General features: G+C 68.8%; 16 protein-coding genes. 4 read left to right on the top strand and 12 right to left on the bottom strand.

The features are described from left to right. Positions 1-71: 71 nt before the first annotated feature. The 4 genes from rpoH to ftsY all read right to left on the bottom strand — a co-directional run bounded on the left by rpoH (position 72) and on the right by ftsY (position 3,952). Positions 72-938 carry an RNA polymerase sigma factor RpoH gene (gene rpoH / locus M8009_RS04340; RefSeq protein WP_250059540.1) on the bottom strand — a complete coding sequence of 289 codons (867 nt, stop codon included), beginning with the start codon at positions 936-938 and terminating at the stop codon, positions 72-74. A gap of 118 nt (positions 939-1,056) precedes the next feature. Beyond that, positions 1,057-2,031, bottom strand: coding sequence for a permease-like cell division protein FtsX (ftsX, locus tag M8009_RS04335; RefSeq protein ID WP_250059539.1), 975 nt, complete (start codon positions 2,029-2,031; stop codon positions 1,057-1,059). Next, the gene (ftsE, locus tag M8009_RS04330) at positions 2,028-2,696 is read right to left on the bottom strand and encodes a cell division ATP-binding protein FtsE (RefSeq protein WP_250059538.1); all 669 of its coding nucleotides are present in this window, start codon (positions 2,694-2,696) and stop codon (positions 2,028-2,030) included. Before ftsE ends, ftsX begins: the two co-directional genes overlap by 4 nt. Further along, positions 2,693-3,952, bottom strand: coding sequence for a signal recognition particle-docking protein FtsY (gene ftsY, locus M8009_RS04325; RefSeq protein ID WP_250059537.1), 1,260 nt, complete (start codon positions 3,950-3,952; stop codon positions 2,693-2,695). The genes ftsE and ftsY overlap by 4 nt, the downstream gene beginning before the upstream one ends. A gap of 91 nt (positions 3,953-4,043) precedes the next feature. Here ftsY and rsmD point away from each other — a divergent pair, with 91 nt between their 5' ends. Together rsmD and M8009_RS04315 are read left to right on the top strand one after the other, a co-directional pair. After that, a complete protein-coding gene (gene rsmD, locus M8009_RS04320; protein ID WP_250059536.1) occupies positions 4,044-4,703 on the top strand; it encodes a 16S rRNA (guanine(966)-N(2))-methyltransferase RsmD in 660 nt (219 codons plus the stop codon). A 78-nt stretch (positions 4,704-4,781) separates the two neighbouring features. Continuing rightward, positions 4,782-4,973 (top strand): cell division protein ZapB, encoded by a 192-nt coding sequence (locus M8009_RS04315; protein ID WP_250059535.1) that lies wholly within the window; start codon positions 4,782-4,784, stop codon positions 4,971-4,973. Between the two features lie 7 nt (positions 4,974-4,980). Here the strand turns inward: M8009_RS04315 and rimI are convergent, their stop codons facing one another. The 8 genes from rimI to M8009_RS04275 form a co-directional block, all read right to left on the bottom strand. Continuing rightward, positions 4,981-5,442 (bottom strand): ribosomal protein S18-alanine N-acetyltransferase, encoded by a 462-nt coding sequence (gene rimI / locus M8009_RS04310; RefSeq protein WP_250059534.1) that lies wholly within the window; start codon positions 5,440-5,442, stop codon positions 4,981-4,983. Then, entirely contained in the window at positions 5,429-6,244 is an 816-nt protein-coding gene (locus tag M8009_RS04305; protein ID WP_250059533.1) for a hypothetical protein, read from the bottom strand. Before M8009_RS04305 ends, rimI begins: the two co-directional genes overlap by 14 nt. Continuing rightward, entirely contained in the window at positions 6,241-6,552 is a 312-nt protein-coding gene (locus M8009_RS04300) for a BolA family protein (RefSeq protein WP_250059532.1), read from the bottom strand. Before M8009_RS04300 ends, M8009_RS04305 begins: the two co-directional genes overlap by 4 nt. A 45-nt stretch (positions 6,553-6,597) precedes the next feature. Next, positions 6,598-8,022: an MFS transporter gene (locus tag M8009_RS04295; protein ID WP_250059531.1), complete on the bottom strand. Its 1,425-nt coding sequence runs from the start codon at positions 8,020-8,022 to the stop codon at positions 6,598-6,600. A gap of 79 nt (positions 8,023-8,101) precedes the next feature. Further along, positions 8,102-8,488, bottom strand: coding sequence for a hypothetical protein (locus M8009_RS04290; RefSeq protein ID WP_250059530.1), 387 nt, complete (start codon positions 8,486-8,488; stop codon positions 8,102-8,104). A gap of 75 nt (positions 8,489-8,563) precedes the next feature. Further along, a complete protein-coding gene (gene lysS, locus M8009_RS04285) occupies positions 8,564-10,114 on the bottom strand; it encodes a lysine--tRNA ligase (RefSeq protein WP_250059529.1) in 1,551 nt (516 codons plus the stop codon). A gap of 97 nt (positions 10,115-10,211) precedes the next feature. Continuing rightward, positions 10,212-11,310, bottom strand: a protein-coding gene (prfB, locus tag M8009_RS04280) for a peptide chain release factor 2 (RefSeq protein WP_430886887.1) whose coding sequence is annotated in 2 segments (ribosomal slippage) — positions 10,212-11,234 and positions 11,236-11,310 — 1,098 coding nt in all. Because the reading frame shifts where the segments join, the coding sequence is not laid out codon by codon here. 198 nt (positions 11,311-11,508) lie between these two features. After that, positions 11,509-12,897 (bottom strand): OmpP1/FadL family transporter, encoded by a 1,389-nt coding sequence (locus tag M8009_RS04275; RefSeq protein ID WP_250059528.1) that lies wholly within the window; start codon positions 12,895-12,897, stop codon positions 11,509-11,511. 279 nt (positions 12,898-13,176) lie between these two features. Between M8009_RS04275 and M8009_RS04270 the strand changes: the two genes are divergently transcribed. After that, on the top strand, positions 13,177-13,620 hold the full coding sequence (locus tag M8009_RS04270) for a MerR family transcriptional regulator (protein ID WP_133637537.1): 444 nt from the start codon (positions 13,177-13,179) through the stop codon (positions 13,618-13,620). Then, the gene (locus M8009_RS04265; RefSeq protein WP_347709827.1) at positions 13,617-16,403 is read left to right on the top strand and encodes a heavy metal translocating P-type ATPase; all 2,787 of its coding nucleotides are present in this window, start codon (positions 13,617-13,619) and stop codon (positions 16,401-16,403) included. Before M8009_RS04270 ends, M8009_RS04265 begins: the two co-directional genes overlap by 4 nt. The last annotated feature ends 30 nt before the right edge of the window (positions 16,404-16,433 follow it).

Here is a 16,433-nt window from a genome sequence, read left to right as displayed (position 1 = left end):
GCAACAAAAAACCTCCAGCAAGCGACTCTGCTGGAGGTTTTTCTTGGCTGCTTGGCGCTGCCCGGAGGGCGTCACGCCGCCATGGCGTCACCGATCTGCTGGCGGATCTTCTTCATGGCGTTCTTCTCGAGCTGGCGGATGCGTTCGGCGGAAACGCCGTAGACGTCGGCCAGCTCGTGCAGGGTAGCCTTGTCGTCACCCAGCCAGCGACGCTGCAGGATGTCCCGTGAGCGATCGTCGAGGGCCTCCAGGGCCTGCTGCAGGCGATGCGTGGCATCCTGCTCCCAGTCGCTGTCCTCGAGCTGGGTGGCCGGATCGGCGCTGGCATCATCGAGGAAGTGCACCGGCGCCTGGTAGGCGGACTCGTCGTCCTCCCCCGGCGAGGCATCGAAGCCGGCGTCGTGGGCCGACAGGCGCCCTTCCATCTCGCGCACCACCTCGGGCTTGACGTCGAGGTCCTTGGCGATGGCCTCGACCTCGTCGCTGTTCAGCCAGGCCAGGCGCTTCTTGGCGCCCCGCAGGTTGAAGAACAGCTTGCGCTGGGCCTTGGTGGTGGCGATCTTGACGATGCGCCAGTTGCGCAGCACAAACTCGTGGATCTCGGCCTTGATCCAGTGCACGGCGAAGGAGACCAGCCGCACGCCCTGGTTGGGGTCGAAGCGCTTGACGGCCTTCATCAGGCCGACATTGCCTTCCTGGATGAGGTCGGCCTGGGGCAAGCCGTAGCCGGAATAGCTGCGGGCGATATAGACGACGAAGCGCAGATGCGAGAGCACCAGGCGACGCGCCGCCTCGAGGTCGCCCTCGTCGTGCAGGCGGAAGGCCAGCTCGCGCTCCTCGTCGACGGTCAGCATGGGGATGCCGTTGACCGCCTGGATGTAACCGTTCAGGTCATGACCCGGCGAGAGTTGACCCACCGGCAGAAGACTGGTGCTCATGTGCAGGTTGTCTCCTTCGAAACCCATAAGGCTGTACATGGTCGCCGCATAAGACGGTAAATGCCGACGAAAGTTCCGGCTGATGCCCGATATCCCGTGGATTCGACCGGCGCTCGCCTCAGCGAGGCCGGATCTCCGCCAGGTGCCGATTCACGGCAATCCAGGCACCCAGCCAGCCAAGCAGTGTACTACAGGCAAGCAGAATTGTAGACCCCTCGGGCCCCAGCCGCGGCAGGTGGAAGCTGGCTCCGTAGCTCGCCGCCAGGGCCGAGACGGGCGCCGAGAGCCAGTCGCTGCCGAGCGTCAGCAGGCCCCAGGCCAGCAGGCCGCCGCCCAGCCCGAACCAGGCCCCGCTGTAGAGGAAGGGGCGACGCACGAAGGCATGGGTGGCGCCGATCAGGGTCACCACCTCGATCTCCTGGCGGCGATTCTCCACGGCGAGGCGGATGGTGTTGCCGACCACCAGCAGCACGCCCAGTCCGAACAGCACGCCCAGCGCCAGGGTGACCCGCTGGCCCAGCTCGGCGAGGTGGCGCAGGCGCTCCAGCCAGGCGAGGTCCAGGCGCACCTCCTCGACCCCGGGGACGGCCTCGAGACGCTCGGCGAGGCCTCGTACCGCCGCGGGGTCAGGGTCGTCGGGGCGCACCACCACGCTGGCCGGCAGGGGGTTGCCCTCGAGTCGCGCCAGGGCATCGCGCAGCCCCAGCGCCTGCTGGAACTCGGCCATGCCCTCGGCGGCGGTGATCAGCCGGGTGCCGACCACCCCCGCCTGGGCGGCCAGCGCCTCCTCGATACGCCCGGCCTCGCCCTCCCCGACCCCGGTGGCCAGATAGGCGGTGAGTGTCGCGCTCTCCTCCAACTCGGCGTCGAGCAGGCGGGCGCTGTCCAGGGTCAGCCAGAGCCCCGCCGGCAGCACCAGGGCGATGGCAATGGCCAGCATGGTCAGCAGGCTGCCCAAGGGGCGGCGCAGCAGGCGGCGGGCACTGTCGACGGCCATGGCACGGTGGTGGCGGGCCCACGCCCGCCAGCGGACACCGCCTGCCGGGCGCTGCGTGCGCGCGCCACGGGGCGTAGGGGCGGCTTCGCGGCTCATGCGACCTCCTCGTCGGCCACCAGACGCCCCTCATGGAGTCGCAGGGTGCGGTGACGCAGCCGGGCGATCAGCGCCAGGTCGTGGCTGGCGACCATCACCGTGGTCCCGATGCGGTTGAAGTCCTCGAACAGCGCCATGATGTCGGCGGAGAGCTGGGGGTCGAGGTTGCCGGTGGGCTCGTCGGCCAGCAGCAGCGCCGGCTTGTTGACCACCGCCCGAGCGATGCCGACCCGCTGCTGCTCGCCACCCGAGAGCTCGATGGGCAGCGCGGCCTCGCGGTGCAGGAGCCCCACCTTGTCCAGCGCCGCTCGCACCCGTCGTGCCGCCTCGCGGTGCTCGACCCCCTGGATCTCCAGCGGCAGGGCCACGTTGTGGTAGATCGAGCGATCGAAGAGCAGCTGGTGGTTCTGGAAGACCACGCCGATCTGGCGGCGATAGAAGGGGATCTGGCTGTGGTGGAGGCGGTCGATATCATGACCCGCCACTCGCACCTTGCCGCGACTGGGCCGTTCAAGGCGCATGATCAGGCGCAACAGCGAGCTCTTGCCCGCCCCGGAGTGGCCGGTGAGGAAGACCATCTCGCCGCGCCGCACCCGGAAGTCGATATTGGCGAGCGCCTCGAAGCGCCCTCCGTAGCGCTTGCCGACATGCTCGAAGGCGATCATGACTCGGGCGACACCGGTTCTCGGTCGAACAGGGCATCGACGAACTCGTTCGCCACGAAGGGGCGCAGGTCATCCAGCGACTCGCCAACGCCGATGAAGCGGATCGGCGTGCCGAGCTGGCGGGCCAGGGCGAAGATGATGCCGCCCTTGGCGGTGCCGTCGAGCTTGGTCAGGGTGATGCCGGTGACCGGCACCGCCTCGTTGAAGGTCGAGGCCTGGGCAAGGGCGTTCTGGCCGGTCCCGGCATCCAGCACCAGCATCACCTCATGGGGCGCGCGGTCATCGACCTTGCCCATCACCCGGCGCACCTTCTTGAGCTCCTCCATCAGGTGGGCCTTGTTGTGCAGGCGGCCCGCGGTGTCGGCGATCAGCACGTCGACCCCCCGCGCCTTGGCGGCCGACACGGCATCAAAGATCACCGAGGCACTGTCGGCGCCGGTGTGCTGGGCGATGACCGGCACGTCGTTACGCTCGCCCCATACCTTGAGCTGCTCCACCGCCGCCGCCCGGAAGGTGTCGCCGGCAGCCAGCATCACGCTGCGCCCTTCGCGCTGGAAGCGCTGGGTCAACTTGCCGATGGTGGTGGTCTTGCCCACGCCGTTGACCCCCACTACCAGGATCACGAAGGGGCCTTCGCCCTTGGGCGGCAGCGTCAGCGGCCGGGTGACGGGCTCGAGCATCGCCGCGAGCTCCTCCTGCAGGGCCCGATAGAGCGCCTGGGGCTCATTGAGCTCCTTGCGCGAGACCCGGGCGGTGAGCCGGTCGATGATCTCGGTGGTGGCCTCGATGCCCACGTCCGCCATCAGCAGCTGGGTCTCGAGCTCCTCCATGAGGTCGCCGTCGATCTGCTTGCGGCCCATGAAGAGGTCGGCCAGGCCGTCGGTGAGGTTGGCGCGCGTCTTGCCAAGCCCTGCACGCATGCGGGCGAACCAGCCCTTCTTCTCGGCGACCGGCTTCTCCTGCAGGGCCGCCCTGGGCGGCTCGGGCTCGGGTTCGGGTTCGGGTTCGGGTTCGGGTTCGGGTTCGGGTTCGGGCTCGGGCTCGGGCTCGGGCTCGGGCTCGGGCTCGGGTTCGGGCGCCTGCGCCGGCTGGCCGACAGGGGCCACCTCATCGACCTCGTCGGCGGCCTCCTCCGCCGGCGACGTGGCCTCGATGTCGTCGTCTGCCGCCTGCTCGTCCGACCGGCGCTCGGCCTCCTGTTCCGGTGTCGTCTGCTGCCCTTCCTGCTTCTTCTTGCGCTTGAAAATACCGAACATGGGGGGATCACGCCTCACGGATGAACGAATCGCCTCATCCTACCATCGCGCACCATGACTGTGGACAAGCCGGCGGTTACAATCCGCCCCCATGACTCGACGCCGCTCCCCCTCTCGAAAGCCCCGCCGACCGGCCGCCACCCCGGCCAAGGGCCCCGGCCGTCGGAACGCCGGACGGCTGCGCCTGATCGGCGGCGAGTACCGGCGCCGTCAGCTGCCGGTACTCGACCAGCCGGGGCTGCGCCCCACCCCCGACCGGGTGCGCGAGACCCTGTTCAACTGGCTCTACGCCGCCACGCCCGGAGCACGGGTCCTCGACCTCTTCGCCGGCACCGGGGCACTCGGCCTGGAAGCCCTCTCGCGGGGTGCCCGGCAGGCGCTGTTCGTCGAGCGCGACGCTCGCGTGGCGCGCCAGCTGGCCGACAACCTAGCGACCCTGGGGGCCGACGAGCGGGGGCGCCTGGTCACCGCCGATGCCCTGGCCTTCCTCTCCGGCGACCCCACCCCCTTCTCCCTGGTATTCTTGGACCCGCCCTTCCGCCAGGGGCTCGCCGGGGCCTGCTGCCACGCCCTGGAGGCCGGCTGGCTCGCCGAGGACGCGCTCGTCTACGTGGAAACCGAATCGGCGCTCGCCCCCGAGGTGCCCGCCAGCTGGCAACTGCACCGCGAGGTGCGTGCCGGTGACAGCACAGGGCGGCTCTACCGCCGGCACCCGCCTGGCTCGGGGTCGCCCGACGGCGACGCTTGCTGAGCCCCGGGCGCGGCGTTACGCTGCGCGCTGAAGGAAGCCAACGGGCACGCCCCACCCGCAGGATGTCAGGAGAACAGGATGAGTATCGAACTCTTCAACCAGCTCGAACAGAAGGTCACCAGCGCCGTCGAGGCCCTGGAGTTGATGAGGATGGAAGCCGAGGAGCTGCGCGAGGAAAACGCCCGCCTGAAGCAGGAGCGCGAGGAGTGGGAGCGCCGCCTCTCCGCCCTGCTGGGCAAGTTCGACGAGGTCGAGACCACCAGCAGCTGAGGCGGCCTCAGGCCAGCGGGAGCGACATCAGCAGCGCGTCCTCCCGCCGGCCGGCAACGCGTGCCGGATAGTAGCCATGCCGCCTGCCGTCCTCGCCGAACCCCGCACGCCGATAGAGTGCCAGGGCGGTCTCGTTGCCCGCCCTCACCTCGAGCAGCAGACGCTCGCTGTTCCAGGCACGCGCCTGTTCGATCACCGCCGCCAGCAACCGCCCCGCCATCCCCTGGCGGCGCGCCTCCCGATCTACCAGGATCGCCTGAAGCTCCGCCTCGAAGGGCAGCCGCACCACTAGCGCATGGCCGACAAGGCATGCCTCCTGCTCGATGCCGAACACCCGGGTATCGGGGTCGGCCAGCGCGGCCCGCAGCTGGCCCGGACTCCAGGGGGCGGGGCTGGCGGCCTGCTCCAGGGCCGACAGCATCGCCAGGTCGTCGGGGGCCAGCCGCCGCACCGCCTCAGTCGGGCTCACGGCCCGCCTGCCAGGCATCCCGCCAGCCGGCCATCCGCGGCCAGAGGGCGCGCTTGGCCTCGGCACTGCCGGCCAGCTCGCCAAGCGCAGGTCCCTGCCAGGCCGGCAGCGCCAGCAGCGGACAGTGGCCGTCGGCGAGAGTCAGCAACTCGGCGAGGGTCGCATCCTCGCCGAACACCAGCAGCCGTTCCGGTGCCCAGCCTCGGCGCTGCCGGCCGGCCAGGAAGGCCTGGAGGCCCTCGCGAGCCTCCTCCAGCGGCGCCTCCACCGGCAACCCTTCCACCTGGGGCCAGCGGAAGGCCTCGAAGGCCGGCATCTGTTCGGGCACCACGCCGGCGGCCTGCAGCAGGTGGCGCAGCAGGCGCAGTTCCACGCTGCCGGGCGGCGCCTCCCCGGGCAGCAGCACCAGCCAGCGGCCATCCAGGCAGGCCACCTGCAGGGTGAAGCGCAGCGCCTCTCCGCTGTGACGCTCGGGACCCGGGCGCTGCGCCTCGAGCGTGGCCTCCTGCTCGTCGGGGGGCACCAGGTCACCGAGCAGCGCGCGAGCCTTGCCGGCCGCGGGACGCTGACGCGGTTCGGGCTCGGCGGGGGCCGGTCGCGGGGCGGCGGTCTGCGCCTCGGCGGCCTCGTCGAGCAGCGCATGCAGCCGCTCCCCCGGGGCGCGGCGCCCCTCGACCACCGGCGCGGCGACCTCCCACTCACAGGCCGGCGTGGCCAGGGCATTGGGCAGGCGATAGCGGGAGACCCAGGCCGTCAGGCCCATGGCCTCCAGGTACTGCAGGCGCTGCGCCTCCGGGGTCACGACTGGCTGCCGCCCCGGCAGTCGGGGGATTCGGGGCGGGAGCGGCCGCTGGCTTCCCACTCCTGGGGCGTGAAGAGATGGAGCGCCAGGGCGTGGACGGGGCCGGCGAGCTCATCGGCGAGCAACGCATAGACCTGCTGGTGCCGCTTGACCGGCATCAGCCCCTCGAAGCGCGAGGCGACCAGGGTGACCTTGAAGTGGGTCTCGGAGTTCGGCGGCACGTTATGCCGGTGGCTCTCGTTCTCCACGGCCAGGAAGGCGGGCTCGAGGGCCCTGAGCTTGTCTTCGATGGTGGCCTGGGTGCTCATGTCGAGGTTCCGATGCTGTGTGAGTGATGGGCCCATTGTACGCCTTCAGTCCGGGTCCGACGACGCCCGCAGCGGCTCGCCACGCCGCGCCTCGCGCTGGGCCCGGCCGGCCAGCGACACCCGCCCCAGACTCGCCGCGAGCGACAGCACGCAGGCTCCCGCCCCTGCCCAGAGGGTCGCCTGGACCGGCGCCCCGGCGGCCAGGAAGGCCCCCACCAGGGCAACGCCCAGCGATTGGCCCACCGTGCGGGTCGTGCTCATCACGCCGGAGGCCCGGGCACTGCGCTCGCGGGGCACGCTGGCCATCATCTCGCGGTTGTTGGGCGGCTGGAAGAGCCCGAAGCCCAGCCCGCAGAGCGCCGTGCGCCACAGGCTGTCCACCACGCCGGCCTCGGCATCGAGCCCGGCCAGGGCGGCCAGGCCCAGCAGCAGCAGCACCAGGCCGCTACTGGAGAGCAGGCTGGGGTTGACCCGGTCGGCCAGTTGCCCGGCCAGGGGGCCCACCAGCATGATCGCCAGCGGCCAGGGCGTGAACATCCAGGCGGTCTCCAGCGGCGTGAACCCCATCTCCTGCTGGTAGAGGAAGGAGAGCGCCACGAAGGCCAGGCCCTGGCCGACGAAGGCGAGCCCCGAGGCCGAGACCGCCAGCGTGAAGCGTCGCTCGGCAAACAGCGAGAGCGGCAGCAGCGGGTGGCGGGCCCGGCGCTGGCGCTGCAGGAAGAGCACGGCACTGAGCAGGCTCAGGGCCAACCAGGCGAGCACCTGCCAGGCAGGCGCCCCGTGGCCGAGGCCGTCCAGGCCGAGGAAGAGCCCGGCCAGCATGGCTACCGAACAGAGCGCACCGCGCCAGTCGAAGCCGTCGCGCCGCCCCGCCTCCCGGGGCAGCGCCCGCCAGGCCAGCCAGAAGGCGCAGAGCCCCAGCGGCACGTGCAGGGCGAACAGCCAGGGCCAGTTGGCCACGGAGAGCACCAGTCCGCCGAGGGTCGGCCCGGCGGCGTAGCCACCGGCCACCACCAGGGCGGAGAGCCCCAGGGCGCTGCCAAGCAGACGCGAGGGAAAGATCGAGCGGTAGAGCGACGGGCCGATGGACAGCGTCGCCGCGGCCCCGAGGCCCTGCAGGGCCCGGAACAGCAGCAGGGTCTCCAGGTTCGGCGCCAGCGCGCTGCCCAGGGCCGCCAGGGTGAACAGCGCCACCCCGGCGGCATAGAGCCGCCGGCGGCTGACCAGTTCGCTGAGGGCGGCAAAGACCAGCAGGAAGGCGGCACAGACGACCTGGAAGAGGTTGGTGACCCACACCACCCGGGAGGCGGAGACCCCGAGGTCGGTCGCCATGGAGGGCAGCGCGATATTGACCATGGTGGTGTCCACCACCGCCATCAGGGTACCCAGGATCAGCGCCAGTACCGCCAGGCGACGTTCGGGGCCCGGCAGGCCGTCATCGCCGGGGCGTGAATCGAAGAGTCGGCTCATCCTGTTTCCAATACCGCGGGGTCCATAACGCGGAAACCGGCCGAAGCCGGTTTCCCATGATCGCAGTCGGGCAGGAGGGTCAGTCCTGGTCCGTCTCCAGGAGGAGGGCATCATCTACCTCGGAGATCTCCAGCGCCGCCTCGTTGTCGAGGTCGATGGCCAGGTAGCTGTGCTCGACCTGCAGGAAGCGCTGGAAGAGCGCCCAGTCAAGGGCCTCCGGCCACTGGCGCTCATCCTCTTCCCAGGCGCGCAGCTCGGTCTCCAGGATCTCGAGGTAGCGCTCGCGCACGAAGGCCTCCAGGGCCTCGGGCGCGTCCATCTCCGGGATCAGATAGACGGTGCTTTCGCGTTCGACGTCGGCAAGGGTCAGGTCATCGCCCTCCATCGTGGGTTCCAGCGCATTGATCCAGTCCACGAAATGCCGGGTCGGCCTGACGCTCAGGGCGGAGCGGTTGAGCAGTTTCATCACGGTCTCCTCGACATCGAAACGACGACCATTATGGGTGCTCGAGCCGCCCCTTACCAACACTTCCGGCCCCGATCACTCCACCTCGGGACGCATCGCCGGAAAGAGCAGCACGTCGCGGATGGAGGCGCTGTCGGTGAACAGCATCACCAGCCGGTCGATCCCGATGCCCTCGCCGGCGGTGGGCGGCAGACCAACCTCCAGCGCCCGCACGTAATCGGCGTCGTAGTACATTGCCTCCAGGTCACCGGCTTCCTTCTCGGCGGCCTGGGCGCGGAAGCGTTCGGCCTGGTCCTCAGCGTCGTTGAGCTCCGAGAAGCCGTTGGCGATCTCGCGGCCACCGACGAAGAACTCGAAGCGCTCGGTGACGAAGGGATTGGCGTCCTTGCGACGCGCTAGCGGGCTCACCTCGGTGGGGTACTCGGTGATGAAGGTGGGCTGATTGAGGCGATGCTCCACGGTCTTCTCGAAGATCTCGATCTGGACCTTGCCCAGCCCCCAGCCGTCCTTGACGTCGATGTCCAGGCGCTCGGCGATCTGGCGCGCGGCGGACTCGTCGGCCAGGGCCTCGGCATGGATCTCCGGGTTGAACTCGAGGATGGCATCGAACACGGTGATCCGCCGCAGCGGCTGGCCGAAGTCGTACTCGAAGGTCTCGAGCACCTCGCCTTCGCCGCTGCGCACGGTATTCACCACCGTGGTGGTGCCCAGCACCTTGCGGGTCACGCTGCGCAGCATCTCCTCGGTGAGGTCCATCAGGTCGTTGTGGTCCGCATGGGCCTGATAGAACTCGATCATGGTGAATTCGGGGTTGTGGCGCGTGGAGAGCCCCTCATTGCGGAAGTTGCGGTTGATCTCGAAGACCCGCTCGAAGCCGCCCACCACCAGCCGCTTGAGGTAGAGCTCCGGCGCGATGCGCAGGTACATGTCGATGTCCAGCGCATTGTGGTGGGTGACGAAGGGACGTGCGGTGGCGCCGCCGGGAATCGGCTGCAGCATGGGGGTCTCCACCTCCATGAAGCCGCGCTGCTCGAAGAAGCGTCGCATGGCGCTGATCACCCCGGCGCGGGTCTCGAACACCTTGCGCGAATCGGGGTTCATGATCAGGTCGACATAGCGCTGGCGGTAGCGCGCCTCCATGTCGGTGAGGCCGTGGAACTTGTCGGGCAGCGGGCGCAGGCTCTTGGTGAGCAGCTTCGCCTCCACCACCATCACGTAGAGGTCGCCCTTGCCCGACTTGTGCACCGGCCCGCGGGCCGCCACGATGTCGCCGATGTCCCAGCCCTTGACGTCCTCCAGCACCTCGGCCGGCAGCCCCTTCTTGTCGACATAGAGCTGGATCGTCCCGGACGGGTCCTGGATGACGATGAAGGGGCCACGCTTGCGCATGATCCGCCCGGACACGGCGGCACGGCGATCCAGGGCCTCCAGGTCGGCCTTCTCGTGGCCGCCGAGCTCGTCGTTCAACTCGGCCGCCAGGCTGTCGCGGCGAAAGTCGTTGGGGAAGGCGCTCTCGCCGGTCTCGGCGGCACGCTCGCGGCGCGCCGCCAGCTTGGCACGACGCTCGGCGATCAGGCGGTTCTCGTCGTTCTGCGGGCTATCCGGTGAGGGGCTCTCGTTGGCCATAGGGCTACCTGTCATCAAGTTGGGCTGAGGCGGAAAACGGCGGCGAGGGAGGGGCACCGCCACGACGGGGCCCATGGCCCCGCCATGAGCGGCAGGGCTAGAGACCCTGCTTGAGGCTGGCGACGATATACTGGTCTATATCGCCGTCCAGCACCTTGTCGCAGTTGCTCGACTGCACGCCGGTGCGCAGGTCCTTGATGCGCTGGTCATCCAGCACGTAGGAACGGATCTGGCTGCCCCAGCCGATATCGGCCTTGGAGTCCTCGGCCTCCTGCTTGGCGGCGGTGCGCTTCTGCATCTCGAGTTCCCACAGCTTCGCCTTGAGCTGCTTCATGGCGAAGTCGCGGTTGGCATGCTGGCTTCGCTGGCTCTGGCAGGCCACCACGATACCGGTGGGCTCGTGGGTGATGCGCACGGCCGAGTCGGTGGTGTTGACGTGCTGGCCGCCGGCGCCGCTGGAGCGGTAGGTGTCGGTGCGCAGGTCCGAGGGATTGATCTCGACCTCGAAGCTGTCATCGATCTCGGGGGACAGGAACACCGAGGCGAAGGAGGTATGGCGGCGGCCGCCGGAGTCGAAGGGACTCTTGCGCACCAGGCGATGCACGCCGGTCTCGGTGCGCAGCCAGCCGAAGGCATACTCCCCCTGGATATGCACGGTGGCCGACTTGATGCCCGCCACCTCGCCGGCGGAGACCTCGATGATCTCGGCCTTGAAGCCGTGATGCTCGGCCCAACGCAGGTACATGCGCAGCAGCATGTTGGCCCAGTCCTGGGCCTCGGTGCCGCCGGAACCCGCCTGGATGTCGAGGTAGGCATTGTTCTCGTCCATCTCACCGGAGAACATGCGCCGGAACTCGAGCTTCTCGAGGCTGGCCTGCAGCCCCTCGAGCTCCTTCTGGACCTCGGCGACGGTGCCCTCGTCCTCCTCCATTTCGGCGAGCTCGAGCAGGTCGCGGCTGTCACCGAGCCCCTGCTCGAGATCGTCGATGGTGGCCACGATCGCCTCCAGCGTCGCCCGCTCCTTGCCGAGCTTCTGGGCATTGTCCGGGTCGCTCCAGACGTCCGGGTCCTCGAGCTCGCGAGTGACTTCCTCTAGCCGATCCTTCTTTTCGGCATAGTCAAAGATACCCCCTCAGGACGTCTGTCCGCTCAGACAGGTCCTTGATGAGGTGATGAATCGGGTTGGTTTCCAGCATGGGGCTCATCCGAGTCTGTGATGGAACGATGGCCGCCGCGGCGCGGGCTCGACGCCAGGGCCCCGACGGCACGGAAAAGGCAGCTATTGTAGCGAAACAGGCCTCCCCTCGCATCCACCATGAACGCCCGAGGTGGCAGGCCTGCAACGACAAGACCCGGCCGAAGCCGGGTCTCGAGGTCAGGCACGGGCTCGATGGTCAGAAGCGATAGTCCACCGAGAGGGCGAAGACATCCGCCGAGACCTCGTAGGTCCCGGAGAGGTTACCGCGAGAGGCATTTTCGTTGGTGGCGGTCGCCTGCTGGTCGATATCGCCATCATCGGCGAAGACATGCATGTAACCGGCGGTGATGCCGAGCTCCGGACTGGGCATCCAGGTGGCGCCGAACGTGGCCCACTGGCGATCGGCATCCGGCACCCGCGGGGTGCGGTACTCGGCGCTCGGCACCGGGCTCTCGTCCACGCCCAGGCCGGCACGCAGCATCCACTGCGGAGTCAGTGCGTAGTTGGCCCCCACCGAGAAGGCCCAGGTATCGTCCCAGTTCTCGGTCGTCGAGCTGTCCGTGCCATCCTCGAACTCGACCACCAGCTCGTCGAAGCTGCTCCACTCGGTCCACTCGGCATTGGCCATCAGCGCCAGCCGATCGGTCAGCTGGTGGTAGATGCCCAGGTTCAGGTTGGCTGGGGTGGTCAGATCGGCAGTACCCCCGCCATCGCGCAGGCGTCCCTGAGACTGTGCACCTTCTAGCACCTGCTGACCGGTGGCGTTATCCGAACTATAGTCGACCTCGCCATCAAGCATCAGGTCGATCTCGGAGCGATAACTCGCGCCGAGCCGCATCCTTTCGGTGACCTGAAAGAGTGCGCCCAGCGTATAGCCATAGCCCCAGTCGTCGCCGGTCACCTCAGCAAAGCCATCGGCACGCCCGGCCTGAGAGGCCAAAGCTTGCGCGGTGGCTAAATCCCCTCGTTCCTGTGCAGTTCTTGCTCCGAGGGAGGCCAGGTCCAAGGAATTAGAAAGCGTCGCATCCGCATATTGAGCCCGCAGGCCCACCGCCAGGTTAAGGCGCTCGGTGGCCCGGTAGTTGAGGGTCGGCTGGAAGTCGATGGTGGTCAGCTCGGTCTCCACTGCGTGGTAGCGGCCGATCCAGTCCTCATCGTACTTGGTGGAGAGCCCATAGGGCGCATAGATGGCCAGACCCAGGTCGAACTGCTCATTAAGCTGCGTCTTGGCCGCAAAGCTTGGCACTGCGGCGGACTCGCCCCCTTTCCGCGAGCCACCTCTATCGTAGCTGAGAAGGGGGGATGCTCCGGTAGGGTAGGCTTCTGCATCCTGAAGCTCGAAATTGGCATCGATATAGGCCACCCCGCCGGCGACCTGGTTGCCATCGATATTGCCGATGGCGGCCGGGTTGTAGGCCATGAAGCTGACGTCCTCGGCACCGGCGGTGGCGTTGGAGAGGGCGTTGGCCAGCGTCTTCGCGCTCTGCTCGCGGACCTGGAAGCCGGAGGCGGACACCTGGCTGGTGATCAATGCCGTGGAGGCGATGGCCACGGCGAGGGAGAGCTTGTTGAACTTGTTGTGCATGGGCTCGATATCCTTTCGGGTAATAATGCTGGGTACTTGTCGTTGAACGTTCTGGCGTACCCGCAGTGTTTGCGAATCCTCCACCCGGGATCAAGCACAAACGGTCGTTTGAAAACGAAAAACGCTAATACTTTGGTCGCACGATCGTTTCATTCCTCGAACTTTCATCGACTTAGGTAACCCATGCTCTCCGCGCTCGACACGGCTCCATCGGCCCTTGACCTATGGGTAACCCAAGGGTTTTACACTTGCCGCATGACATCCCCGAGAGACCCCGACATGAAGGTCAGCGAACTGGCACGCCTGGCCGGCGTCACCGCCGAGACCGTGCGCCACTACACCCGCGAGGGGCTGCTGCATCCCGAGCGCCATCCAGAGAACGGCTACCAGCTGTTCGGGCAGGGCGACCTGGACCGGCTGCGCTTCATCCAGCGGGCCCGCACCCTGGGCTTCGGCGTGGCCGAGATCCGCGACATCCTCGACCATGCCGACCATGGCGACTCGCCCTGCCCCATGGTGCGCGACCTGCTGGCCAGCCGGCTGCCACAGATCCGTGAACGGATCCGCGAGCTGCAATCTCTGGCCTCGCGCATGGAGCAGGCCCTGGCCGCCTGGGAGGAGATGCCCGACGGCACCCCCGACGGCCACAGCCTCTGCCGCCTGATCGAGAGCTTTCCCGAACCGCTCACTGCCGGCCACGAGACCGGCGAGGAGACCCGATGAACGCCAGACAGACCCTGGAACGCCAGGTCCCCGGCATGAACTGCCAGGGCTGCGTGGCCACCATGCGCCGGGCCATACAGGCCCGGGACGCGCAGGCCGAGGTCACCGGCACCCCCTCCGAGAAGCGCCTCGAGGTCACCACCGCCCTGGCCGATGAGGATCTGGACCAGGCGCTGACCGAAGCAGGCTACCCGGCCGCCGGCCGGCAACGTCACGAGCGCAACGTGCCGGGGATGAGCTGCCAGGGCTGTGTCGGTAGGATGCGCAAGGCGATCCAGGCCGAGGACCCGGAGGCCGAGGTGACCGGCTTCCCGGACGAGAAGCGCCTGGAGGTGGAGACTGCCCTGGAGGGCATCACCCTGGACCGGCTGCTGGAACAGGCCGGCTACCCGGCCACTCTGTCCACGGACGCTGACGACGCAGAGGCCGAGGCGGCGCCCGAGCCCGAGCGCCTATCCGCCGAGACGGCGCCCGAGCAGGACAAGGCCCCAGAGGCGGAAGAACGCGACGCACGGGCCACCACCCGGCGGTTGTCGATCAGCGGCATGACCTGCGCCAGCTGCGTGAAGAGCGTCCAGCAGGCCCTGGAGCGCACGCCCGGCGTGGTCAGCGCAGAGGTCAACTTCGGCACCCACACCGCTCAGGTACGTGGGAAAGCCGACCCGGATGCCCTGGTCCAGGCCGTGGAGGACGTGGGCTACGGCGCCGAGCCCATCGTTGACATGCGTGAGGCCGAGCAGGCGCGCGCCGAGCGCGACGAGCGGGAGTATCGCCGGCGCCTGAAGGGCAGCGCCTGGTCGCTGGCCCTGGCCGTGCCGCTGATGGCCAGCATGTTCGTCTTCCACCCTCATCCCGTGGGCGCCGGACGGCTCTACTGGCTGGTGATCGGAGCGTTGACGCTGGCGGTGATGGTGTTCCCGGGGCGCCACTTCTTCGTCAATGCCTGGAAGAACTTCCGTCACCACCAGGCCAACATGGACACCCTGATTGCCATGGGCACGGGCACTGCCTGGCTCTACTCCATGGCGGTGGTGGCCGCCGGGCCCTGGCTGCCCGAGGTGGCCCGGGGCATCTACTTCGAGGCCTCGGCGATGGTCATCGGCCTGGTGCTGCTGGGCAATGCCCTGGAGCTGCGGGCACGGGGCCGCACCAGCGATGCCCTCAAGCGGCTGCTCGACCTGCAGAGCCGCACCGCGCGGGTGATCCGCGACGGCGAGGAGCGCGAAGTCGAGATCGACGAGGTGCGCGAGGGCGACCAGATCCGCGTACGCCCCGGCGAGCGTCTGCCGGTGGATGGCGAGGTAACCGAGGGGCAGAGCCATATCGACGAGTCCATGCTCACCGGCGAGCCCCTGCCGGTGGCCAAGGGCGAGAGCGACGAGGTGAGCGCCGGCACGGTCAACGGCAAGGGCTCGCTGGTCTATCGTGCTACGCGCGTCGGTGCCGACACCCGCCTGGGCCAGATCACCGAACAGGTGGCCAGCGCCCAGAACTCCCGGCCACCCATCGGCCAGTTGGCCGACCAGGTATCGAGCGTCTTCGTGCCCTCGGTGATGATCATCGCCGTGATCACCGCGCTGGCCTGGTTCAACGTCGGTGCCGAGCCACGGGTGATCCATATGCTGGTCACCGCCACCACGGTGCTGATCATCGCCTGCCCCTGCGCCCTGGGCCTGGCCACGCCGATCTCCACCATGATCGGGGTGGGCAAGGCGGCCGAGCACGGCGTGCTGGTACGCAGTGGCGATGCCCTGCAGACCGCCAGCAAGCTCACCACCCTGGTGGTGGACAAGACCGGCACCCTGACCGAGGGCAGGCCCGAGGTGACGGAGTCGGAGGTGCTCGAGGGCGATGAACGGCAGGTGCTGGGCCTGGTGGCGGCCCTGGAGCGCGGCTCCGAGCATCCGCTCGCCGCCGCCCTGATGGCGCACGCGGAAGCACGGCAGGCCGACCCCGGCGAGATACGGGACTTCGACACCGTCACCGGCGGCGGGGTCAAGGCCGAGACCCCCGACGGCAGGGCGTTGCTGCTGGGCAATGCCCGGCTGCTGGAGGAAGCCGGCATCGACCTGGCAAGCGGCAGGGAGAAGGCCGGCGAGTTGGAGGAGAAGGCGCGCACCGTGGTCTACCTGGCGGTGGATGGCCGACTGGCCGCGCTGTTCGGCATCAGCGACCCCTTGCGCCATGACACCATCGCCGCCGTGAAGCGCCTGCAGGCCGATGGCCTCAAGGTGGTGATGCTCACCGGCGACAACGCCCACACCGCCGCCGCCATCGCCCGGGAGGTCGGTATCGACGACTACCGTGCCGGCCTGCTGCCCGAGGACAAGCATGCCGAGATCGAGCGCCTTCAGGCCGAGGGCGAGGTCGTGGGCATGGTGGGTGACGGCATCAACGACGCCCCGGCCCTGGCCCGCGCCGACGTGGGCTTCGCCATCGGCCAGGGCACCGACGTGGCCATCGAGAGCGCCGGCATCACCCTGGTGCGTGGCTCGCTGCACGGCGTGGCCGCCGCCATCGAGATCAGCCGGGCCACCCTGCGCAACATCAAGCAGAACCTGGTGGGCGCCTTCGGCTACAACGTGCTGGGCATTCCCATCGCTGCCGGGGTGCTCTACCCCGTCACTGGCACCCTGCTCTCGCCGATGATCGCCGGGGCCGCCATGTCGCTCTCCTCGATCACCGTGGTGAGCAACGCCAACCGGCTGCGCCTGTTCCGCCCTTCCAGCGAGACCGGGGACGGCGTCAACGGCAGCCACCAGCAGAAGGAGGCCAAGTGTTGACTGCTCCTCTCCCTGAAGGGAGAGGATTCC

This window comes from Halomonas gemina (assembly GCF_023554995.1).
In the GTDB taxonomy this organism is placed as follows: Bacteria; Pseudomonadota; Gammaproteobacteria; order Pseudomonadales; family Halomonadaceae; genus Halomonas; species Halomonas gemina.
The sequence above is the reverse complement of the archived record's forward strand: the minus strand, read 5'-3'. Positions and strand labels throughout refer to the sequence as shown.